The sequence below is a fragment of the Nocardioides mangrovicus genome (genome assembly GCF_003674065.1).
Classification (GTDB): domain Bacteria; phylum Actinomycetota; class Actinomycetes; order Propionibacteriales; family Nocardioidaceae; genus Marmoricola; species Marmoricola mangrovicus.
The window spans coordinates 825,517-846,421 of the sequence record NZ_RDBE01000010.1 but is presented as its reverse complement, the minus strand read 5'-3'; the positions used below and the strand labels follow the sequence as shown (position 1 = coordinate 846,421).

The 20,905-nt window shown below is 70.8% G+C and carries 22 protein-coding genes and 2 tRNA genes; 15 read left to right on the top strand and 9 right to left on the bottom strand.

Going from position 1 to position 20,905, the window contains the following annotated elements; translation table 11 throughout:
• Window positions 1–21: 21 nt before the first annotated feature.
• The 8 genes from D9V37_RS18600 to rpmH all read right to left on the bottom strand — a co-directional run bounded on the left by D9V37_RS18600 (window position 22) and on the right by rpmH (window position 5,140).
• Entirely contained in the window at window positions 22–966 is a 945-nt protein-coding gene (locus D9V37_RS18600) for a ParB/RepB/Spo0J family partition protein (protein ID WP_121807599.1), read from the bottom strand.
• Window positions 966–2,003: a ParA family protein gene (locus D9V37_RS18595; protein ID WP_232525007.1), complete on the bottom strand. Its 1,038-nt coding sequence runs from the start codon at window positions 2,001–2,003 to the stop codon at window positions 966–968. The genes D9V37_RS18600 and D9V37_RS18595 overlap by 1 nt, the downstream gene beginning before the upstream one ends.
• 81 nt (window positions 2,004–2,084) lie before the next feature.
• Window positions 2,085–2,753 carry a 16S rRNA (guanine(527)-N(7))-methyltransferase RsmG gene (gene rsmG, locus D9V37_RS18590; protein ID WP_121807597.1) on the bottom strand — a complete coding sequence of 223 codons (669 nt, stop codon included), beginning with the start codon at window positions 2,751–2,753 and terminating at the stop codon, window positions 2,085–2,087.
• Window positions 2,754–2,763: 10 nt separating this feature from the next.
• Window positions 2,764–3,348, bottom strand: a complete 585-nt coding sequence (locus D9V37_RS18585; protein WP_121807596.1) for a Jag family protein — start codon at window positions 3,346–3,348, stop codon at window positions 2,764–2,766.
• The gene (yidC, locus tag D9V37_RS18580; protein ID WP_121807595.1) at window positions 3,345–4,364 is read right to left on the bottom strand and encodes a membrane protein insertase YidC; all 1,020 of its coding nucleotides are present in this window, start codon (window positions 4,362–4,364) and stop codon (window positions 3,345–3,347) included. Before yidC ends, D9V37_RS18585 begins: the two co-directional genes overlap by 4 nt.
• Window positions 4,365–4,613, bottom strand: coding sequence for a membrane protein insertion efficiency factor YidD (yidD, locus tag D9V37_RS18575; protein WP_121807594.1), 249 nt, complete (start codon window positions 4,611–4,613; stop codon window positions 4,365–4,367).
• The gene (gene rnpA, locus D9V37_RS18570) at window positions 4,610–4,972 is read right to left on the bottom strand and encodes a ribonuclease P protein component (RefSeq protein WP_121807593.1); all 363 of its coding nucleotides are present in this window, start codon (window positions 4,970–4,972) and stop codon (window positions 4,610–4,612) included. The genes yidD and rnpA overlap by 4 nt, the downstream gene beginning before the upstream one ends.
• 30 nt (window positions 4,973–5,002) lie before the next feature.
• The gene (rpmH, locus tag D9V37_RS18565) at window positions 5,003–5,140 is read right to left on the bottom strand and encodes a 50S ribosomal protein L34 (RefSeq protein ID WP_121807592.1); all 138 of its coding nucleotides are present in this window, start codon (window positions 5,138–5,140) and stop codon (window positions 5,003–5,005) included.
• A 488-nt stretch (window positions 5,141–5,628) separates the two neighbouring features.
• Between rpmH and dnaA the strand changes: the two genes are divergently transcribed.
• The 15 genes from dnaA to D9V37_RS18495 all read left to right on the top strand — a co-directional run bounded on the left by dnaA (window position 5,629) and on the right by D9V37_RS18495 (window position 20,136).
• Window positions 5,629–7,140: a chromosomal replication initiator protein DnaA gene (dnaA, locus tag D9V37_RS18560; protein WP_121807925.1), complete on the top strand. Its 1,512-nt coding sequence runs from the start codon at window positions 5,629–5,631 to the stop codon at window positions 7,138–7,140.
• Between the two features lie 367 nt (window positions 7,141–7,507).
• Window positions 7,508–8,689 carry a DNA polymerase III subunit beta gene (gene dnaN, locus D9V37_RS18555; protein WP_121807591.1) on the top strand — a complete coding sequence of 394 codons (1,182 nt, stop codon included), beginning with the start codon at window positions 7,508–7,510 and terminating at the stop codon, window positions 8,687–8,689.
• Window positions 8,690–8,747: 58 nt separating this feature from the next.
• The gene (gene gnd / locus D9V37_RS18550) at window positions 8,748–9,674 is read left to right on the top strand and encodes a phosphogluconate dehydrogenase (NAD(+)-dependent, decarboxylating) (protein ID WP_121807590.1); all 927 of its coding nucleotides are present in this window, start codon (window positions 8,748–8,750) and stop codon (window positions 9,672–9,674) included.
• 3 nt (window positions 9,675–9,677) lie between these two features.
• Window positions 9,678–10,805: a DNA replication/repair protein RecF gene (recF, locus tag D9V37_RS18545; RefSeq protein ID WP_121807589.1), complete on the top strand. Its 1,128-nt coding sequence runs from the start codon at window positions 9,678–9,680 to the stop codon at window positions 10,803–10,805.
• Complete coding sequence (locus D9V37_RS18540; protein WP_121807588.1) at window positions 10,798–11,349, top strand: DUF721 domain-containing protein; 552 nt, start codon at window positions 10,798–10,800, stop codon at window positions 11,347–11,349. Before recF ends, D9V37_RS18540 begins: the two co-directional genes overlap by 8 nt.
• A 257-nt stretch (window positions 11,350–11,606) precedes the next feature.
• The gene (gyrB, locus tag D9V37_RS18535; protein WP_121807924.1) at window positions 11,607–13,706 is read left to right on the top strand and encodes a DNA topoisomerase (ATP-hydrolyzing) subunit B; all 2,100 of its coding nucleotides are present in this window, start codon (window positions 11,607–11,609) and stop codon (window positions 13,704–13,706) included.
• Between the two features lie 70 nt (window positions 13,707–13,776).
• Window positions 13,777–16,455 carry a DNA gyrase subunit A gene (gene gyrA / locus D9V37_RS18530; RefSeq protein WP_121807587.1) on the top strand — a complete coding sequence of 893 codons (2,679 nt, stop codon included), beginning with the start codon at window positions 13,777–13,779 and terminating at the stop codon, window positions 16,453–16,455.
• Window positions 16,455–17,000: a DUF3566 domain-containing protein gene (locus tag D9V37_RS18525; RefSeq protein ID WP_121807586.1), complete on the top strand. Its 546-nt coding sequence runs from the start codon at window positions 16,455–16,457 to the stop codon at window positions 16,998–17,000. Before gyrA ends, D9V37_RS18525 begins: the two co-directional genes overlap by 1 nt.
• Before the next feature lie 67 nt (window positions 17,001–17,067).
• A tRNA-Ile gene (locus D9V37_RS18520) sits at window positions 17,068–17,144 on the top strand.
• A 68-nt stretch (window positions 17,145–17,212) separates the two neighbouring features.
• Entirely contained in the window at window positions 17,213–17,338 is a 126-nt protein-coding gene (locus D9V37_RS20810) for a DLW-39 family protein (protein WP_232525006.1), read from the top strand.
• 12 nt (window positions 17,339–17,350) lie between these two features.
• A tRNA-Ala gene (locus tag D9V37_RS18515) sits at window positions 17,351–17,423 on the top strand.
• Window positions 17,424–17,511: 88 nt separating this feature from the next.
• Window positions 17,512–18,009, top strand: a complete 498-nt coding sequence (locus D9V37_RS18510; RefSeq protein WP_121807585.1) for a thioesterase family protein — start codon at window positions 17,512–17,514, stop codon at window positions 18,007–18,009.
• A gap of 19 nt (window positions 18,010–18,028) precedes the next feature.
• Window positions 18,029–18,781: an SURF1 family protein gene (locus D9V37_RS18505; RefSeq protein WP_121807584.1), complete on the top strand. Its 753-nt coding sequence runs from the start codon at window positions 18,029–18,031 to the stop codon at window positions 18,779–18,781.
• Between the two features lie 54 nt (window positions 18,782–18,835).
• A complete protein-coding gene (locus D9V37_RS18500; protein ID WP_121807583.1) occupies window positions 18,836–19,654 on the top strand; it encodes an endonuclease I family protein in 819 nt (272 codons plus the stop codon).
• 77 nt (window positions 19,655–19,731) lie between these two features.
• Window positions 19,732–20,136 carry a DUF3817 domain-containing protein gene (locus tag D9V37_RS18495; RefSeq protein WP_121807582.1) on the top strand — a complete coding sequence of 135 codons (405 nt, stop codon included), beginning with the start codon at window positions 19,732–19,734 and terminating at the stop codon, window positions 20,134–20,136.
• On the opposite strand, the gene D9V37_RS18490 is transcribed toward D9V37_RS18495, so the two are convergent.
• On the bottom strand, window positions 20,108–20,830 hold the full coding sequence (locus D9V37_RS18490; protein ID WP_121807581.1) for a hypothetical protein: 723 nt from the start codon (window positions 20,828–20,830) through the stop codon (window positions 20,108–20,110). The genes D9V37_RS18495 and D9V37_RS18490 overlap by 29 nt on opposite strands.
• Window positions 20,831–20,905: the final 75 nt, after the last annotated feature.

The window sequence follows — 20,905 nt, the reverse complement described above, 5'->3', positions numbered from 1 at the left end:
GGGCTGCGCTGAGGCGCGACGTCAGTCCTGACGGGGGGCCGGGTCGATGATGGCGAGGATCCGCTGCAGGTCGGCCAGGCTGGCGAAGTCGACCGTGACCTTGCCGCGGCTCTTCCCCAGCTGGACGCGCACCCGGGTCTCCAGACGGTCGCTGAGCCGGTCGGCGATCTCGGCCAGCCCCGGGGCGGTGGGGCGGGCGCGGCGGGCCCGTTCGGTCCGGGTGCCCTCGCCCTCGCCGACGGCGACGATCTCCTCCAGGCCGCGCACGGAGATCCCCTCCGCGGTCACGCGGGCGGCCAACCGGTCCTGGAGCTCGGGGTCCTCGACCGAGAGCAGGGCCCGGGCGTGACCGGCCGAGAGCACCCCGGCACCGACGCGGCGTTGGACGGCGGGTGAGAGCTTGAGCAGCCGCAGCGTGTTGGAGATCTGGGGCCGGCTGCGACCGATGCGCTGGGCGAGCTCGTCGTGGGTGCAGTCGAAGTCGTCGAGGAGCTGGCGGTAGGCGGCCGCCTCCTCCAGCGGGTTGAGCTGGGAGCGGTGCAGGTTCTCCAGCAGCGCGTCGCGCAGCATCGCGTCGTCGTCGGTGTCGCGGACGATGGCCGGGATGGTCTCCAGGCCGGCCTCCTGCACGGCCCGCCACCGGCGCTCGCCCATGATCAGCTCGTAGCGACCCGGCGCTGACTGGCGGACCACGACCGGCTGCAGCAGGCCGATCTCGCGCACGGAGTGCACCAGCTCGGCCATCGCCTCCTCCTCGAAGACCTGGCGCGGCTGACGCTGGTTCGGCGTGATCGTCGAGACCGGCAGCTCGGCGAAGTGGGCACCCGCGACCGCGGCCACCGGCGGCGCCTCGTCGGGCGTCGGTGCCGGCGCGGTGACGTCCTCGACCTCGGACTGGGTGGGGATCAGGGCACCGAGTCCCCGGCCGAGGCCGCGTCGCGGAGCCTGCCGGGCTGGGCTGGCCATCAGGCCTCCCCGGTCCGCATGGCCGGGCCGGGCGGCATCTGGCGCGGGCCGGGCGGACGCGGCGGACGAGGTCGCTTGCCCTGCAGGGCGAGCTCGCGGGCCGCTTCGAGGTAGCTCAGGGCGCCGGAGGATCCGGGGTCGTAGGTCATCACGCTCTGGCCGTAGCTGGGCGCCTCGGACACCCGGACCGAGCGCGGGATGTTCGTGCGCAGCACCTTGGAGCCGAAGTGGCCGCGCACCTCGTCGGCGACACCGGCGGCCAGCTTGGTGCGCCCGTCGTACATGGTGATCAAGATGGTGCTGACGACCAGGGCCTGGTTGAGGTGGGCCTTGACCATGTCCACGGTCTCCAGCAGCTGCCCCAGACCCTCCAGGGCGTAGTACTCCGCCTGGATCGGGATCAGCATCTCGGCTCCCGCCACGAGTGCGTTCAAGGTGAGCAGACCCAGCGAGGGCGGGCAGTCGATGATGACGAAGTCGAAGCGGTCCTCACTGACCCGGTGGCCGACCTCCAGGCCGGTGTCGATCCCCGGGTGCGCGGCGAGCGCCTTGCGCAGCCGGCTCTCCCGGGCCACGACGCTGACCAGCTCGATCTCGGCGCCGGCCAGGTCGATGGTGGCCGGGACGACGAAGAGACCGGGCACGCTGCCGGCCGGGGCGATGACCTCCTCCAGCGGGACACCGTCGACCAGGACGTCGTAGGTCGACGGCGTGCCTCGGTGGTGGTCGACCGACAGCGCGGTGGAGGCGTTGCCCTGCGGGTCGAGGTCGATGACCAGGACCCGCTGCCCGAGCTGCGCCAGCCCCGCGGCGATGTTGACCGTGGTGGTGGTCTTGCCGACCCCGCCCTTCTGGTTCGCCACGACCAGCACCCGGGTACGCGAAGGCCGCTCCATCGGGTCGCCGTAGGAACGTCCCTCGCGGACCAGCAGCTCGTGGGCGACAGCCCGGGCCAGCGGGGTGTTGTCGTCGGCCAGGCCGGTCTGCGGCGAGCTCTCGTCGACGTCGGCGGCGGTGCGGACGGAGAAGCCCGCCAACGGTGAGCGTGTTTCCCGTGAAACATCCGCCGCGTCGTCAGCCATGCCCATCGCCCGTCACCCTCGTGTCCAGATTCGTGCTCACCGATTCCCCCGTCCCTGCCGGTCACGGACCCGCACCCGAACGACGGTGGTCGGCTCGGGGACCCATCCTGCCCCGTACTGCTCCACGGCGACAGTCGTGCCTCGCAGTCGGGCCGACGCGGCCTGCACCTCCTGCTCGGCCGAGCGGCCCTTCATCGCCAGGAGCTCACCGCCGGGCGCCACCAGCGGCAGCGTCCACCGCACCAGCCGCTCCAACGGGGCCACTGCTCGGGCCGTCACCACGCCGAAGCTCCGGCGGCCGTGCAGGTCCTCGGCGCGAGATCGCAGCACCTCGACGTTGCCCAGCCCCAGCTCCTCGACCACCTCGGCCAGGTACTCGCACCGACGCAGCAGCGGCTCGACCAGGGTCAGCGTCAGATCGGGACGCCGCAGGGCCAGGACGACACCGGGCAGACCCGCCCCCGATCCGATGTCGGCGACCTCGGCGTGCTGCGGGACCGGGTCGGCCAGCAACGCGCAGTTGAGCACGTGGCGCTCCCACAACCGGGGCACCTCACGCGGTCCGATCAGGCCACGGACGACCCCGGCATCGGCCAGCGACGCCACGTAGCGCTCCGCCAGGCCCAGCCGCTCGCCGAACAACGACGTCGCCGCCTCGGGGGTGGGGCCGAGCGCGGTGTCGGTTTCACGTGGAACCGACGCCATCGGGAGGTGACTACTCCGCTGCCGGCGGCAGCACGACGACGAAACGACGCGGCTCGGCACCCTCGGACTCCGAGGACAGCCCGGCCGCCGCCACGGCGTCGTGCACCACCTTGCGCTCGAAGGGCGACATCGGCTGCAGCGACTCCGACTCCCCGGACTCGCGCACCCGGGCGACGACGTCGGCCGCCTGCTCCTCCAAGGCGGTGCGCAGCTCGGCCCGGTGGCCGCTCACGTCGAGCATCAGCCGCGACCGCACGCCGGTCTCGCGGTAGACCGCGAGCCGGGTCAGCTCCTGCAGCGCCTCCAGCACCTCGCCGTCGCGACCCACCAGCTGCGGCAGGTCCGCGCCGACGATCGAGACGGTGGCGCGGTCGCCCTCGACGTCCATGTCGATGTCGCCGTCGAGATCGGTGATCTCCAGCAGCTCCTCGAGGTAGTCGGCCGCGATGTCGCCCTCGTGCTCGAGGGCCGACTGCACCGTCGGCTCCGCTCCCCCGCCGCCGCCGTCCTGGCCACCCGACGCGGGATCGGCTGCGGCGGCGTCCGCCTCGGGAGTAGCCGGCTGCTCGGTGACGTCGTCGATCTGCTCGCTCATGCGGGGTCTTCCTTCGGCTTCGGTTTCTGCCCGCCGGCAGGCGGTCCGGCCTTCGGGCCGGACTTGCGCTGGCTGCGGGACTGTTTCTTCGGCTGTTGGCGAGGCGCCGGCTTGGGCGGCTCCTCGACGGCGGTCGCGGCGCCGCCCCCGGTCTCGGCGGCGGCCGCGATCTCGGGAGTGCCGTGCCGTGCCGCCTTCTCGGCGTCGCGCCTCTCCTTCGCGCGGAACGCCTCGGTGTTGGGCGCCGGGTTGTTGCGGATCACCCAGAACTGCTGGCCCATCGTCCAGATGTTGGAGGTGGTCCAGTACAAGATGACGCCGATCGGGAACGCGATGCCGCCCACCGCGAACACCAGCGGCAGCACGTAGAGCAGCATCTTCTGCTGCTGGGCGTACTGGCCGGTCATCGCGTCGGCCGGCATGTTCTTGCTCATCAGCTGGCGCTGGGTGAGGAAGGTCGTCGCCGTCATGACCACGACCAGCACCGCGGCGATGATCTTGACGCTGATGCTGCCGCCGTCGCTGGTGAAGCTGTTCTTCAGCGCGCCACCGAAGAACGGGGCGTTCGCGAAGCTCAGGGCGAGCTTGTCGGTGAGGAAGCCGTGCCCCTGGTTCTGCTTCGCCGCGTGGTCGACGAGCCGGAACAGCGCGAAGAAGATCGGCATCTGGATGATCAGCGGCAGGCACGAGGCGAACGGGTTGGTCCCGGTCTCCTTGTAGAGCGCCATCGTCTCGGCCGCGAGCTTCTCGCGGTCGTGGCCGTACTTCTTCTGCAGCTCCTTCACCTTGGGCTGGATCAGCTGCATGTTGCGGCTGGACTTGATCTGCTTGACGAACAGCGGGATCAGGGCAGCCCGGATGACCACGGTGAGGCCTACCACCGAGAGCGCCCACGCCGCGGCCGAGTCGGCGCCGAAGACCGCGCCCCAGACCGAGTGCCACCCGACCAGCACGCCGGAGACCAGGTAGTACAGCGGCGTCATGATGAAGTGGCCGATGTCGGAGAAGAAGGACATTCAGGCTCCTCGCCTAGGCGGCGCAGATAGGGGAAGGGCGGGTGGGACCGGGTCGTAGCCGCCGGCGGCCCACGGGTGACAGCGCAGCACGCGTCGTACCGCCAGCCACGAGCCCCGCACCGCGCCGTGCTCGGTGACCGCGCCGAGCGCGTACGCCGAGCACGTGGGGTGGTAGCGGCAGACCTGGCCGTAGAGCGGGGAGATCGCGAACCGATACGCCCGCAGCAACGCGATGAGCACGTGCTTCACGACCGCTCCCGACCCGAGGACTGTGTGAGGACCCTCTCGACACAACGATCGAGCGCCTCGCCGAGTTCTCCCCAGTTCGCGGCGGCCGCGGCCGGCTGGGCCCGGACGACGTAGGTGCCCGCGGGCAGCGTCTCGGTGCGCTCGGCCATCAGGTGCCGCAGCCGTCGCTTCACGCGGTTGCGCACGACGGCGCCGCCGACGGCGCGAGAGACCACGAAGCCGATCTGCCGTCGCGCCTCGGAGCCAGGAGCGGCCGGCGCGTGGTGGACGACCAGGAGGCGCGAGCCGGCCCGACGGCCGCCGCGGACCGCGGCGTCGAAGCCGGCGCCGTCGAGAAGTCGGAGGGAGCGGGTGAGCACATCAGCCGGACCGGGGGCGGCCGGTGCGGCTCAGACCGCCAGGTCCTTGCGGCCCTTGCGGCGCCGCGCGGACATGATCGCGCGCCCGGCGCGGGTCCGCATCCGCAGGCGGAAGCCGTGCGTCTTGTGACGACGACGGTTGTTGGGCTGGTAGGTGCGCTTGCTCACGGCTGTTCTCCGCTCACGTTCTGCTCGGGGGTGCTGCCAGGTCTACGGGTGCCTGTCGCCGGGGTGCTCACGGCGGTCCGGACACGTTGTCCCCGGCGTGATCGGCTACGCCACGACCGGGACCGCACAACGGTACGCGGGGCTGCGAACCAGGGTCAAACCGACGTCGGGGAGCGTGCCCGGGGGCCATCCGGTCGAGCGCAGAACGGAGCAGGATCGCACGCCGAGCACAACCTTCGACAACGACACGCCGATGACGTGTGGACCCTGTGGAGAACTGGTTGATCGGACGCCCGCCGCGTTGTTAGGTTCCTCGCCACCGAGCCCTTGGATCGTTTCGCGGAGAGCGACGCGCGAGACCCGGTGCACAACCTGTGGACAAACGTGTGGATCGAGGAGAAGGGGCGTCTCGGGTGGAGTCGAGCAGCGCGAGCGGAACCGGCGGCGAGGCCGGCGGTCATCAGCCGACCGGCCACCAGGCAGCGGACCTGGACCAGGTCTGGTCGCGGATCGTCGAGGACACCGCCCCGGCTCACCGCGTGTGGCTCTCCAGCAGCCGGCCGGTGATGCACGCCGAGCACACCTTCGTGCTCGCCGTGCCCAACGAGTTCACCCAGAACCAGTTCGCCTCGAAGCTGCGCACCCGCGTCGAGGACGCGCTCGGCGAGCAGCTCGGTCACGCCACCCGGCTGGTGGTGACCATCGACGACACCCTCACCCCCGCCGAGCCCACGGGGCACGAGCAAGCGGGGCTCGAGCAAGCGGAGTCCGAGCAGGTGGTCCCGCACCAGGCGGCACCGCACACCGCGGCGTCGAACCCGGTTGCGGAGGTGCCCAGCCAGCTTGGTCCTCGTGACGTCGACATGTCGACAAAGCCACACATCGATGAGTCGATCCAGCCGGGCCGGGGCTACCTGCCCGGTCAGTCCCAGCGCGCCGCGGGCGCGCGACACGAGGCGCCGCAGAGCCCGCTCAACCCCAAGTACGTCTTCGAGACCTTCGTCATCGGGGCCAGCAACCGGTTCGCCCACGCGGCCACCGTCGCCGCGGCCGAGGCGCCGGGCAAGGCCTACAACCCGCTGCTGGTCTACGGCGACTCCGGGCTGGGCAAGACCCACCTGCTGCACGCCATCGGCCACTACGTGCGCAACCTCTACTCCGGTGCCGCAGTGCGCTACGTGTCCTCGGAGGAGTTCACCAACGAGTTCATCAACGCCATCCGCGACGACAAGGCGGCGGCGTTCCAGAAGAAGTACCGCGACATCGACGTGCTGCTGATCGACGACATCCAGTTCCTCGAGGGCAAGATCCAGACGCAGGAGGAGTTCTTCCACACCTTCAACGCGCTGCACAACGCCAACAAGCAGATCGTCATCAGCTCCGACCGGCCGCCCAAGCGGCTCGAGCAGCTCGAGGACCGACTCCGCAACCGCTTCGAGTGGGGCCTGCTGACCGACGTCCAGCCGCCCGACCTGGAGACGCGCATCGCGATCTTGCGCAAGAAGGCGGCCGCCGACCGCCTGGTGGCTCCTCCCGAGGTGCTGGAGTTCATCGCCTCGCGGATCCAGACCAACATCCGCGAGCTCGAGGGTGCGCTGATCCGGGTGACCGCCTTCGCCAGCATCAACCGCCAAGACGTCGACCTCACGCTGGCCGAGATCGTGTTGAAGGACCTCATCCCCGAAGGCGGCGACCCGGAGGTCACGGCCGGGCTGATCATCGCCCAGACCGCCTCCTACTTCTCCTTCTCCATCGACGAGCTGTGCGGCCCCAGCCGCACCCGGGCCCTGGTGACCGCCCGCCAGATCGCCATGTACCTGTGCCGCGAGCTCACCGACCTCTCCCTGCCCAAGATCGGCCAGCAGTTCGGCGGTCGCGACCACACCACCGTGATGAACGCCGACCGTCGCATCCGCAAGGACCTCGCCGAGCGTCGCAACGTCTTCCACCAGGTCACCGAGCTCACCACCCGCATCAAGCAGCAGGCCAAGCAGGCGTGACCCGTCGCTGCCAGCACCCGGTCGGCGGGCGGGCGAATCACACGCCTGCAAGATATGGACGCCGATGTGCACGCCGGCCCGCGTGGTGTGGCCCGGCTGTGGACGAGCCGACGACGCCGACCACAGCCGCTCGCGCCGCCCACACCCACGGCGACTTCTCCACCGACTCCCCCACACCGGCTGTGCAGACGGACACGCGTCACGACCTGCCCGAACGGCCCTTGTCCACAGCGTCCACACCACCGATGACGACGATGAATTCCGTAATTTCAACTTCGCGACCCAACTTCACCCACGCCCGTACCTGGGGACAACGGCACGTGGCAGGATCGGGCTCCCGTACGAGTCGTGAGCAGGAGAACCACACGTGAAGTTCCGCGTCGAACGTGACGTCCTCGCCGACGCCGTCGCCTGGACCGCCCGGGCCCTGCCGATCCGTCCCAGCGCCCCGGTGCTCGCCGGGCTGATGATCCAGGCGGGCCCGCTCGACGCCGACGGCGCCGACACGGGCGACGGCAGTGGCGACGGTCTGCAGCTCTCGACCTTCGACTACGAGACCTCGGCCCGCGCGACGCTGGCCGCCGACGTCGTCGACGAGGGCCGTGCGCTGGTCTCCGGCCGGCTGCTGGCCGACATCTGCCGCGCGCTGCCCAGCCGCACCGTGGAGTTCAGCGTCGACGGCGCCAAGGCCACGGTCACCTGCGGTTCGGCGCGCTTCAGCCTCCCGACGCTGCCGGTCGAGGACTACCCCACGCTGCCGGCCATGCCCGAGTCGCGCGGCACCGTGCCCAGCGGGCTGTTCGCCCACGCGGTGAACCAGGCCGTCACGGCCGCCGGCCGCGACGACATGCTGCCCGTCCTGACCGGTGTCCGGGTCGAGATGGAGGGCGAGCACATCGCGCTGCTGGCCACCGACCGGTTCCGGCTCTCCAGCCGCGACCTGACCTGGTCGCCCGGCGCCCCGGACACCTCGGCCGCGGCCCTGGTCCCGGCCAAGGTGCTCGCCGACACCGCCAAGTCGCTGACCGGCGGCACCGAGGTGCGCATCGCGCTGGCCGCATCCGGCGCCGGCGAGGGTCTCATCGGCTTCGAGGGGCAGTCCGACGGCGGCGTGCGGCGCACCACCACCCGGCTGCTGGACGGCGACTTCCCCAAGGTCCGCGCCCTCTTCCCCACCGAGCACCTCACCACCGCGCGGGTGGACCGCGCCGTCCTGGTCGACGCCGTCAAGCGCGTCTCGCTCGTCGCCGAGCGCAACACCGCGGTCCAGCTGCACTTCGCCGACAACGTGCTCACCCTCGACGCCGGCAGCGGTGACGAGGCGATGGCCTCGGAGTCGATCGAGGCGGAGGTCTCCGGTGAGGAGATCACCACCGGCTTCAACCCCGCGTTCCTCCTCGACGGGCTCACCGCCATCGAGGCTCCCTTCGTCGAGCTGGCCTTCACCACCGCAGCCAAGCCCGTCGTGATCTCCGGTCTCGACGCCCTCGACGGTGAGGCCGACGCGGACTTCCGGTACCTGCTCATGCCCCGCCGGCTGCTGTCCTGACCCCGGCTGCTCGGCCCCAGGACACGCGCCGTCTCCCCTCTAGGTGTAGGAGTTGCTCATGCACATCGGACTGATCGGCCTGGGCAAGATGGGCGGCAACATGCGCGAGCGCATGCGCAACGCCGGACTGACCGTGGTCGGCTACGACCGCAACCCCGACGTCAGCGACGTCGGCAGCCTCGAGGAGCTGGTCGGGGCCCTGCCGGACTCGCCCAAGGTGGTGTGGGTGATGGTCCCCGCCGGTGAGCCCACCCAGGCCACCGTCGAGGAGCTCAGCGACCTGCTCGGCGAGGGCGACCTGATCGTCGACGGCGGCAACTCGCGCTGGACCGACGACCAGCTGCACGCCGACATGCTCGCCAAGAAGGGCATCGGGTTCGTCGACTGCGGCGTCTCCGGTGGCGTGTGGGGCCTGAAGAACGGCTACGCGCTCATGACCGGTGGCAGCGACGAGGACGTCGCCAAGGCCCAGCCTGCGTTCGACGCGCTCAAGCCCGAGGGCGAGTTCGGCTGGGTGCACGCGGGCCGCAAGGTCGGCGCCGGCCACTTCGCCAAGATGGTCCACAACGGCATCGAGTACGCCATCATGCAGTCCTACGCCGAGGGCTGGGAGCTGCTGCAGGCGGTCGACGAGGTCGAGAACGTCACCGAGGTCTTCCGATCCTGGCGCGAGGGCACCGTCATCCGCTCCTGGCTGCTGGACCTCCTGGTCAACGCGCTGGACGAGGACGACGACCTGGAGAAGATCCGCGGCTACGCCGACGACTCCGGCGAGGGCCGCTGGACCGTCGAGGCCGCCATCGACAACGCCGTCCCGCTGCCGGCCATCGCGGCCTCGCTGTTCGCCCGGTTCTCCTCGCGCCAGGACGACTCCCCGGCGATGAAGGCCGTGGCCGCCATGCGCAACCAGTTCGGCGGGCACGCCGTGCACCCCGAAGACTCCCCCACCGCCCACCCGGGCCACACCGACGACGCTCCGGCGTAGCGCTTGCACGTCGCCCAGCTGCTGCTGCACGACTTCCGGTCCTGGGCGGACCTCGAGGTCGAGCTGTCGGCCGGGCCGACGGCGTTCGTGGGCCGCAACGGGCAGGGCAAGACCAACCTGGTCGAGGCGATCGACTACCTCTCCCGGCTCTCCTCGCACCGGGTGGCGGGCGACGCTCCCCTGGTGCGCCGGGGCGCCGAGCAGGCCGTCATCCGCGCGGCGGTGATGCGCGAGGACCGGCGGGCGGTGCTCGAGGTCGAGATCAACCCGGGACGCTCGAACCGGGCCCGGGTCAACCGCTCCCCGCTACCCAAGGCGCGCGAGCTGGTCGGGCTGGTGCGCACGGTGGTCTTCTCGCCGGACGACCTCGCCCTGGTCAAGGGCGACCCGTCGGTGCGCCGGGCCTTCCTCGACGACCTGCTGGTGCTGCGTACCCCGCGCTTCGCCGGCGTCCGGTCGGACTACGAGCGCGTGCTCAAGCAGCGCAACTCGCTGCTCAAGACCGCCGGCGCCACTCGCCGCGGCGGCTCCTCGGGCGCGTTGGACACCCTCGGCGTGTGGGACGCCCACCTCGCGCGCCTCGGAGGCGAGATCGTCGCCGCGCGGGTCCGGCTGGTCGAGGACCTCGAACCGCTGCTCGGCAAGGCCTACGAGGCGGTCGCCCGTGGCGCCACTCGCGACGACGCCGTCGCGGTGTACCGATGCTCGTTCGTCGAGACCCCCGCCACCGACCAGCACGCGCTCACCGAGGCGCTGCTCGCTGCCGTCGCCGAGCGGCGCTCCGACGAGCTGGACCGCGGCATCAGCCTGGTCGGCCCGCACCGCGACGACCTCGTGCTCACCCTGGGCGACCTGCCGGTGAAGGGCTACGCCAGCCACGGCGAGTCCTGGTCGTTCGCGCTGGCCCTGCGGCTGGCCTGCTTCGACCTGCTGCGCGCCGAGGGCGACGACCCGATCCTGGTGCTCGACGACGTCTTCGCCGAGCTCGACGCCGGCCGTCGCGACCAGCTCGCCTCGCTCGTCGCCGACGCCGAGCAGGTGCTGGTCACCGCGGCGGTGCCCGACGACGTACCGGTCGCCCTGCAGGGCACGCGCTTCACCGTGGCCGAGGGCGAGGTGACCCGTGCCTGAGGACGGCTCCCCCGCCGGAGACGACGCGCACGAGGAGGACGGGCTCGAGCTGGCCCGGATCATCGCCCGCGGCCTGGCCGGGCGCACCGGACCCCGCCGAGCCAGGCGGGCGGGCCGGGGCGAGCCGCCGCCCTCGGCCCCGCGCGGGCGCAGTGGCTCCTCGGGCTACAGCGGCGCCCATCCCGACGAGCGCGACCCGCAGTCGCTGGACACCAGCATCGAGCGGCTGGTCGCCTCGGCCGGGTGGGACACCGACCTCCGGGTGCACGGCGTGTTCGCCCGCTGGGCCGGGATCGTCGGGCACGAGGTGGCCGAGCACTGCCGCCCCGACTCCTTCGAGGACGGCCGGCTGGTGGTGTGCTGCGACTCCACCGCCTGGGCCACCCAGCTGCAGCTGCTGGTGGCGAATCTCGTCGGACGGCTCAACGAGGAGCTCGGCGAGGGCACCGTCACCGTGGTCGAGGTCCGCGGCCCGCACGGCCCGAGCTGGCGCAAGGGGCGGCTGCGGGTCAAGGGCCGCGGACCGCGCGACACCTACGGCTGAGGGACGGCACCTGAGACGGGCGTGGCAGGGGTTCTCAGCGGCGCACCGCTCGATGGGGAGTCCATCGAGCGGCCGCGAGGTGCTCTGATCCGCGGTTGCGGGGCTCTGAGGACACGTTCTGAGGTCGTGGTGGCCGACCGACGCGGGCAGATACGTGAAATGGGCCCCCTCACAGGTAAACTGAGACGGTGACGCAGGACAAGGACGAGCCCTCGCAGCAGCCCCCGGAGGAACTGGTCGAGTCGCTGGCCCAGACCTTGGAGCAAAGCGCCCGGCAGGCCCCCGGTGAGCCCAGCAGCTCCGCGGTCGAGGAGGGCAAGTACGACGCCTCGGCCATCCAGGTGCTCGAGGGGCTGGAGGCGGTGCGCAAGCGCCCCGGCATGTACATCGGCTCCACCGGTGAGCGGGGGCTGCACCACCTGGTCTACGAGGTCGTCGACAACTCCGTCGACGAGGCACTGGCCGGCTACTGCGACCGCGTCGACGTGGTCATGCGCGCCGACGGGGCGGTCGAGGTGCGCGACAACGGTCGCGGCATCCCGGTCGACATCCCGCCCGGGCAGGACCTGCCCGCCGTCACCGTCGTGCTCACGGTGCTGCACGCCGGCGGCAAGTTCGGCGGCGGCGGCTACAAGGTCTCCGGCGGCCTGCACGGCGTCGGCGTCTCGGTCGTCAACGCGCTCTCGAGCCGGCTCGAGGTCGAGGTGCACCGCGAGGGATTCGTGTGGCGCCAGGCCTTCAACCTCGGCGTGCCCGAGGGCCCGTTGGAGAAGGGCGAGGCCACCGACCGCACCGGCACCACCACGCGGTTCTGGGCCAGCCCCGACATCTTCGAGACCACCGAGTACTCCTTCGAGACGCTGACCACCCGATTTCGTGAGATGGCCTTCCTCAACAAGGGCCTCGAGATCGTGGTCCGCGACGAGCGCCCGGCCCGGGTCGACGACGTCGAGGGCGACCCGCTGCAGACCGACGGTCAGCCGGCCGTCGCCGAGCCGGCCGTCGGCGAGCAGACCGTCGGCGAGCAGACCGTCGGTGCGCAGGGCACCCGGGAGCGCCGGTTCAAGTACGAGCGCGGCCTGGTCGACTACGTCGAGCACCTCAACAAGTCCAAGCAGGCGGCCAACCCCTCGATCATCAGCTTCGAGGCGGCCCTCGAGGACAGCGACAACCCGATGAGCCTCGAGCTGGCGATGCAGTGGAACACCACCTACGCCGAGTCGGTCCACACCTTCGCCAACGCCATCAACACCCACGAAGGCGGCACGCACGAGGAGGGCTTCCGCGCGGCCCTGACCTCGCTGGTCAACGGCTGGGGCGAGGAGTGGGGGCTGATCAAGAAGCGCGAGGACCGGGTCTCCGGCGACGACATCCGCGAGGGCCTCACCGCGATCATCTCCATCAAGCTCGGTGAGCCGCAGTTCGAGGGCCAGACCAAGACCAAGCTGGGCAACACCGAGGCCAAGGGCTTCGTGCAGCGCATCGTCAACGACCAGCTCGGCGCCTGGCTGGAGCAGAACCCCGCCGAGGGCAAGGACATCGTGCGCCGCTCCCAGGCCGCGGCCTCGGCCCGGATCGCGGCGCGCAAGGCCCGCGAGCTGGCTCGCGGTCGCGCCGGTCTGCTCGGTCGCGCGGGGCTGCCCGGCAAGCTGTCGGACTGCCAGTCGACCAACCCCGAGGAGTGTGAGGTCTTCATCGTCGAGGGCGACTCGGCCGGCGGCTCGGCCAAGTCGGGTCGCGACCCGCGGATCCAGGCGATCCTGCCCATCCGCGGCAAGATCCTCAACGTCGAGAAGGCCCGCATCGACAAGGTGCTGGCCAATACCGAGGTGCAGTCGATCATCTCGGCGCTCGGCACCGGCATCCACGAGGAGTTCGACCTCGACAAGCTGCGCTATCACAAGGTGGTGCTGATGGCCGACGCCGACGTCGACGGCCACCACATCAACACCTTGCTGCTCACGCTGCTGTTCCGGTTCATGAAGCCGCTCATCGAGCACGGCTACGTCTACATGGCCCAGCCGCCGCTGTACCGGTTGCGCTGGAACAAGCCGGCCGAGCACGAGTTCGTCTACTCCGACGCCGAGCGCGACGCGCTGATGGCCGACGGCCTGGCCGCGGGCAAGAAGCTGCCGAAGGACAACCCGGTGCAGCGCTACAAGGGTCTCGGCGAGATGAACGCCGACGAGCTGTGGGAGACCACGATGGATCCCGACCAGCGGCTGATGCTGCAGGTCACCCTCGACGACGCCGCCCAGGCCGACGAGATCTTCTCCATCCTCATGGGCGAAGACGTCGAGCAGCGCCGCAGCTTCATCCAGCGCAACGCAAAAGACGTCCGCTTCCTCGACATCTGACCCCGCCCACGCCGGTTGAGGAGGTCGCGCAGCGACCGTCTCGAAACCGAGCGGGCAAGGAGATACATCCATGACGGAGATGACCAGCAACCTCGGCGGCGACGGCGGCGACGGTGGCGGCGGTGGCCGGATCGAGCCGATCGAGCTGCAGACCTCGATGCAGCGCAGCTACATCGACTACGCGATGGCGGTCATCGTCGGCCGCGCGCTGCCCGACGTCCGCGACGGCCTCAAGCCGGTGCACCGGCGCGTGCTCTACGCCATGTACGACGGCGGCTACCGGCCCGACCGCGGCCACTCCAAGTGCAGCCGCGTCGTCGGCGACGTCATGGGTCAGTACCACCCCCACGGCGACTCCGCGATCTACGACACCCTGGTCCGGCTCGCGCAGCCGTGGGTGATGCGCTACCCCCTCATCCACGGGCAGGGCAACTTCGGCTCGCCGGGCAACGACCCGGCCGCCGCCATGCGGTACACCGAGTGCCGGATGGCGCCGCTGGCCATGGAGATGGTCCGCGACATCGAGAAGGACACCGTCGACTTCGGGCCCAACTACGACGGCCGCTCCCAAGAACCCGCCATCTTGCCCGCGCGGTTCCCGAACCTGCTGGTCAACGGCTCGGCCGGCATCGCGGTCGGCATGGCCACCAACATCCCGCCGCACAACCTGCGCGAGGTCGCCTCCGGCGCGATCTGGGCGCTCGAGCACCCCGACGCCGAGCGCGAGGAGCTGCAGGACGCCCTCATCGAGCGGATCAAGGGTCCCGACTTCCCCAACGCCGCACTCATCGTCGGTCGGCAGGGTATCGAGCAGACCTACCGCACCGGCCGCGGCTCGATCACCCAGCGCGCGGTCATCGAGGTCGACGAGGACAGCAAGGGCCGCACCACACTGGTCATCACCGAGCTGCCCTACATGGTCAACCCCGACAACCTGGCGCTGAAGATCGCCGAGCTCGCCGACACCGGCCGGGTGCAGGGCATCGCCGACGTGCGCGACGACACCTCCTCGCGTACCGGCCAGCGGCTGGTCGTCGTGCTCAAGCGCGACGCCGTGGCGCGGGTGGTGCTCAACAACCTGCTCAAGCACACCGAGCTGCAGACCAACTTCTCGGCCAACATGCTGGCCTTGGTCGACGGCGTGCCCCGCACGCTGACCATCGACCAGTTCATCTCCAACTGGGTCACCCACCAGATCGAGGTCATCCGCCGGCGCACCGAGTTCCTGCTGCGCGAGGCCGAGGAGGACGCCCACATCCAGCGCGGCCTGGTCAAGGCGCTCGACGCCCTCGACGAGGTCATCGCGCTGATCCGCCGCTCGCCCGAGGTCAACGACGCGCGTACCGGCCTGATGGAGCTGCTCGACATCGACGAGCTGCAGGCCAACGCCATCCTCGACATGCAGCTGCGGCGGCTGGCGGCCCTGGAGCGGCAGAAGATCATCGACCGGCTGGCCGAGCTCGAGCGGATCATCGCCGACCTGCGTGACATCTTGGCCAACGAGTCGCGGCAGCGGCAGATCGTCTCCGACGAGCTCAGCGAGATCGTCGAGAAGTACGGCGACGACCGGCGCACGCAGATCATCGCGGCCGACGGCGACCTGTCGATGGAGGACCTGATCCCCGATGAGGACCTGGTCGTCACCATCACCCGCGGTGGCTACGCCAAGCGCACCCGTGCCGACGCCTACCGCACCCAGCGGCGCGGCGGGAAGGGCGTACGCGGCGCGACGCTGCGCGGCGACGACGTCGTCGAGCACTTCATGGCCACCTCCAACCACCACTGGCTGCTGTTCTTCACCACCGCCGGTCGGGTCTACCGCACCAAGGCCTACAACCTCCCCGAGGCGGCGCGCGACGCCAAGGGCGGCCACGTGGCCGGCCTGCTGTCGTTCCAGCCCGACGAGGAGATCGCGCAGGTGCTGGCGATCCGCGACTACGACCAGGCGCCCTACCTGGTGCTGGCCACGCGGGCGGGCCTGGTGAAGAAGACCAAGCTCGCCGACTACAACTCCCCGCGGCAGGCCGGCGTCATCGCCATCAACTTCCGCGAGGAGGACGACGAGCTGATCGGCGCCGAGCTGGTCAACCCGGACGATGAGATCCTGCTGGTCTCCCGCCAGGGCCAGGCGGTGCGGTTCAAGGCCGACGACGCCCAGCTGCGGCCGATGGGTCGCGCCACCTCCGGTGTCACCGGCATGAAGTGCGAGGACGGCGACTCGGTGCTGTCGATGTCGGTGATCCGAGCCGACGTCGTGGCCGCGGAGGACGCCGACGAGGAGGTCGCAGCGATCGTGCAGTACGTCTTCACGATGACCGACGGCGGCTTCGCCAAGCGCACCCGCACCAACGAGTACCGGCTGACCAACCGCGGCACCAAGGGTGTCAAGGCGATGACACTGGCCAACGAGGCCCGCGGAGTGCTGGTAGGGGCGTTCATCGTGGTCGACGGCGACGAGATCCTCAGCGTCACCAGCGGCGGCCAGGTGGTCCGCTCCCCCATCGACGAGTCGTTCCGGCCCACCGGCCGCTCCACCATGGGCGTGAAGTTCGTGACCCCGAAGAAGGGCGACTCGGTGGCGGTCGTGGCGCGCAGCGTCGAGCGCGACGCCGAGGAGGCCGCGGAGGAGATGGCTGCTGGTACCGGGTCGGCTGATGTGTCCGATGGGGCGACGGATGCAACAATCGAACCCGATGCACCTGTTGCACCCGACAGCCCCGACTCCGACGGGGCACCTGAGGAGTCCTGATGAGCGAGCGTGAGCAGAGCACGACCCGGCTGAGCCGGGTGGCCGAGCGCTCCTCGGCCCGCTCCTCGCGCGCCGCGTCACCGGCTCCAGCGGCCGCTTCGCCGTCCGGGACCACGCGCAACGGCGCCCGCACCGAGCGTCCGGCCGCGACGTCGGGCCAGGCGCCGGCGGCCAAGACGGTCCGGCGCCCGCGCCGGGCCCGGTTGCGGCTGACCCAGGTCGACGCCTGGTCGGTGATGAAGACGTCGTTCCTGCTCTCCATCGCGATGGGCATCGTCACCGTCGTCGCGGTGGCCATCGTGTGGACGGTGCTCGGCGCCGCCGGCGTGTGGGACAGCCTGAACAACACCATCCAGACGGTGATGGGCAACGACTTCCGCATCCAGGACTACGTGGGCACCGGTCGCGTTCTGGGCTTCACCATGCTGGTCGCGGTCGTCGACGTCGTCCTCATCACCGCCATCGCCACCCTCGGGGCGTTCCTCTACAACCTCTCGGCCACGCTGCTGGGCGGCATCGAGGTCACGTTGACCGAGGACAACTAGCCCGAGGCGTTTTGGTCGGCGTCGACCCGCTGCGGTAATCTGCGGCGGTTGCCTCGGCGACCCACCCGGGCCTATAGCTCAGACGGTTAGAGCGCTTCCCTGATAAGGAAGAGGTCAGAGGTTCAAGTCCTCTTAGGCCCACCACTCTCGTGTGCTGCAGCGGTCGCTGGAGCGACCGCCCCAGCACACGGGCTGTCCAGTACGTTGGGGCCATGAAGAAGTTGCTCCTCCTGGCCGCCGCGATCGGTGCGGGACTGGTCGTCAAGAAGAAGCTGGACGAGAACAAGGCCGACCAGACGTTGTGGCACGAGGCCACCGACCCGGTCCACAAGGCCTGAGACCGCCCACCGGGGGCCATGGCGCAATTGGTAGCGCACCTGCTTTGCAAGCAGGGGGTTAGGGGTTCGAGTCCCCTTGGCTCCACCCGCTCGTTCGACTGCCGTCCCATCCCTCCGGCTCGACCGGAGACCTGCTCGTTCGGGTGCTGGGAGGGGGATGGGACGATGGCCCCATGACCGCCCACCCCACCTACGACGACCTGGTCGCCCTGCCGCCGTTGCTGCCGCAGGTGGTGCCGGCGCCGTTCGAGGACATCAACGGCCACCTCAACATCCGCCACTACGTCGGCATCGCCAGCGAGGGCCTCGACGAGGCGTTGGCCAAGCTCGGCATCCCGCAGAACTGGCCGACCACCGCCGGGCAGGCGGTGTTCTCCGCCGAGCACCACATGACCTACCTGGCCGAGCTGCGCACCGGGGACCACATCTCGGTCCGGGTGCGGCTCATCGGTCGCTCCGAGCGGGCGGCCCATGCGCTGGTGTACCTGCTCGACGACACCCACCAGCAGCTCAGCTACGTGATGGAGGAGGTCTTCCTCCACGTCGACATGGAGAGCCGGCGCACCGCACCGTGGCCCGACGACGTCGCGGCCGCGCTCGACGAGCAGGTGGCGGGCGACGTCGACCTGCCGTGGCCGGCCGACCTGTCCGGCTCGATGGCGCTGCGGTAGGCCCGCCTACCCTGGAGGCGTGATCAAGCTGCTCGCCTGGCGGTTCTGGGGCGGGCACGTGGCCGTGGTGCTGGCGGTGATCGCCGCCGGCGGGCTGGGGCTGTGGCAGCTGCACGCCTGGCGCGAGCACCGTGCGGAGGCCGCGCGCGACCTCACCGACGCGCGGCCCGTGGCGCTGGCCAGCGTCATGGGCGGCGACAGCGCGTTCCCGGGCAAGAGCATCGGCCAGCCGGTGCGTCTCTCGGGGTCGTGGCTGAGCAGCGGCACGGTCTACGTCAAGGGCCGCGAGCACGGCGGCCGCAGCGGCTACTGGGTGGTCTCTCCCCTCCTGGTCGACGGCACCCGCTCGGCGATGCCGGTGGTGCGCGGCTGGTCGACGCGACCGCAGGCGCCGAGCGTCTCGGGTGCGGCCGCTGTCACCGGCTGGCTGCAGCCGGGCGACGGCGACGGTCTGGTCGACGAGGACCGCCACGACGACGTGGTGCCCGAGCTGGCGATCCCCGATCTGGTCAACCGGGTCGACACCGATCTCTACAGCGGCTATGTCATCGCCCGCGACGAACCGGCCGCCGCCCGGACCACGCTGGCCGCCGTGGGACCGCAGTCGACTCCCGGCGTGAGCTGGAGCACCGGTCTGCGCAACCTGTTCTACGCCGTGGAGTGGTGGGTCTTCGGCGGCTTCGCGGTGGCCGTCTGGGTGCGGTGGCTGCGCGACGAGCTCAACCCGCCGGTGCCCGAGGAGCTCCGCGAGGAGGCGGTTGCCGAGCGATGAACTGCACGAACCTGAGCTAGTCACCGACCTTCGGGCTGCACCAGATTGACGGCCATGAGATCTCGGGTGCCACGTGTGGTCGTCGCCGTCCTCACCACTGCCGTCGTCGGGCTACCGGCCGCGGCCGGTAGCCCGACGAACGCACAGCAGGAGCCCGCTGCCCCGCACTTCGTCGCCGTCTCCGAGGCCGACTACTACGCCGGTACCGACGGCCTGAACGGCTCGGCTCTGGAGAAGAAGCTCCACACGATCATCTCCACCGGCGTCACCACGCTGACCTACGACGAGGTCTGGGACGCGATCCAGGACACCGACGAGGACCCGAACAACCCCGACGACGTCATCGAGCTCTACACCGGCACGAGCATCGCGAAGTCCGATCACGGCGGCAGCCTCGGCCAGTGGAACCGCGAGCACGTGTGGGCCAAGAGCCACGGCGACTTCGGCACCGCCTCGGGTCCCGGCACCGACATCGGCCACCTGCGCGCCGCCGACGTCCACGTCAACGACGAGCGCGGGAACCTCGACTTCGACGAGGGCGGTTCCGCGATCTCCGATGCCCCCGGCAACTACGCCGACTCCGACTCGTTCGAGCCGCGTGACGCCGACAAGGGCGACGTGGCCCGGATGATCCTGTACATGTCGGTGCGCTGGGACGGCGGCGACGGGTTCCCCGACCTCGAGGTGAACCAGCTCACCGGCAACGGCTCGGCGCCGCACATCGGCAAGCTCTCCACGCTGCTGGCGTGGAACGACGAGGATCCGCCCAGCGCGCTGGAGATCTCGCGCAACGAGAAGATCTACGACACCTGGCAGCACAACCGGAACCCGTTCATCGACCACCCGGAGTGGGCCGACGTCATCTGGGGATGACCCGTGACGTCATACGAGGTGGTCGCTTCGGCGACCACCTCGTATGACGTTGTGCCGTCCCGGCTACCTTCGAGGCCGTGAAGCCGCTGCTGCGCGCCTACCAGGTGCTGGCCACCGTCGTCGGGATCTCGATCGTCACCCTGCTGCTGGTGGGGGTGCCCCTGGAGCACCTGCACAACGTGTTCCCCGACCTGTGGCCCTCCCAGCTCGAGGTGGGCTCACCGCTGCAGCGGGTCGGCTACCACATCGACCTCTACCTCGGCACCGCCCACGGCTTCATCTACATGGTGTTCCTGCTGATCGCCTTCGCACTGGCGCTGCGCGCGAAGTGGCCGCTGCTGTTCACCGTGGTGACGCTGCTGTGCGGCACGATCCCGATCGTGTCGTTCTGGGCGGAGCTACGGGCGGTGCGCCGCGTCAAGGCGACGCACCCCGAGGTGGCCGAGCCGGCCGTTACGGCTTCGGGTCCGGCTTCTCGCTGACGTCGGTCTCGGTGGCCGGCTCGTCCGGCGTGGTGACCGCGTGCGGGCCCGACTCGGCGGCGTCGTCGCTGGCCGCCTCGCCCGGGGTGGCGCCGGCGGCGTCGTCGGCCGACGCCGCCTTCTTCCGCGCGGGGGCCGGGGGCTTGTTGGTGCTCTCGCCCGCGGCGGCGCTCGGCGCAGGGCGCGGCGAGGGCGGTGCCGGCGGGGTGTAGGAGGACTGCCACGGGTCGGCACCGTCGTTGGTGCGCAGCTTGCTGAACACGAACGCGCCCAGCCCGAGCAGGCCGCCGGCGAGCAGGACGGTGCGCAGCCGGTGCTTCTTCTTCGGCGGGTCGATCTCACCGCGGACGGCGGCGGCCGTGGCGGCGCCGCGGCGGGCGGCCTCGGCGCGGGCGTCGTCGAGGTACGGCCCGACCTTCTCCTGGGCCTTGTCGCGCGCGTCGGCCACGGCCGAGGTCACGGCGGGCACGACGTCGTCCTTGAAGCGCTTCTGGGCGTCCTCGAGCACCGGGCCCGCGGTCTGCTGGGCCTTCTTGCGCGCGTCGGCGATGACGGGACCCGCCTGCTTGCGGGCGTCCTCGAGCGCGGGGGCCACGTGGTCGCTCCAGGCGTCGGAGGCCTGGTCGATCAGGTCGGAGGCTCGGTCCTGCACGGTGTCGCGGACCTGGTCGAATCGGCTCTTCTTCCGGAACATGTCCCCATCCTGCCCCCACCCCACAGCCCGCGAAACCCCCGGGTGGGCGAAGCGGCCCGTCTTGGGGTTCATGGG

Bases quoted from the DNA above. Each gene is read 5' to 3' on its own strand.
- D9V37_RS18600 (WP_121807599.1), bottom strand. From the start codon at position 966: ATGGCCAGCCCAGCCCGGCAGGCTCCGCGACGCGGCCTCGGCCGGGGA.
- rsmG (WP_121807597.1), bottom strand. From the start codon at position 2,753: ATGGCGTCGGTTCCACGTGAAACCGACACCGCGCTCGGCCCCACCCCC.
- D9V37_RS18585 (WP_121807596.1), bottom strand. From the start codon at position 3,348: ATGAGCGAGCAGATCGACGACGTCACCGAGCAGCCGGCTACTCCCGAG.
- yidC (WP_121807595.1), bottom strand. From the start codon at position 4,364: ATGTCCTTCTTCTCCGACATCGGCCACTTCATCATGACGCCGCTGTAC.
- gnd (WP_121807590.1), top strand. From the start codon at position 8,748: ATGCACATCGGACTGATCGGCCTGGGCAAGATGGGCGGCAACATGCGC.
- gyrA (WP_121807587.1), top strand. From the start codon at position 13,777: ATGACGGAGATGACCAGCAACCTCGGCGGCGACGGCGGCGACGGTGGC.
- D9V37_RS18525 (WP_121807586.1), top strand. From the start codon at position 16,455: ATGAGCGAGCGTGAGCAGAGCACGACCCGGCTGAGCCGGGTGGCCGAG.
- D9V37_RS20810 (WP_232525006.1), top strand. From the start codon at position 17,213: ATGAAGAAGTTGCTCCTCCTGGCCGCCGCGATCGGTGCGGGACTGGTC.
- D9V37_RS18510 (WP_121807585.1), top strand. From the start codon at position 17,512: ATGACCGCCCACCCCACCTACGACGACCTGGTCGCCCTGCCGCCGTTG.
- D9V37_RS18500 (WP_121807583.1), top strand. From the start codon at position 18,836: ATGAGATCTCGGGTGCCACGTGTGGTCGTCGCCGTCCTCACCACTGCC.
- D9V37_RS18490 (WP_121807581.1), bottom strand. From the start codon at position 20,830: ATGTTCCGGAAGAAGAGCCGATTCGACCAGGTCCGCGACACCGTGCAG.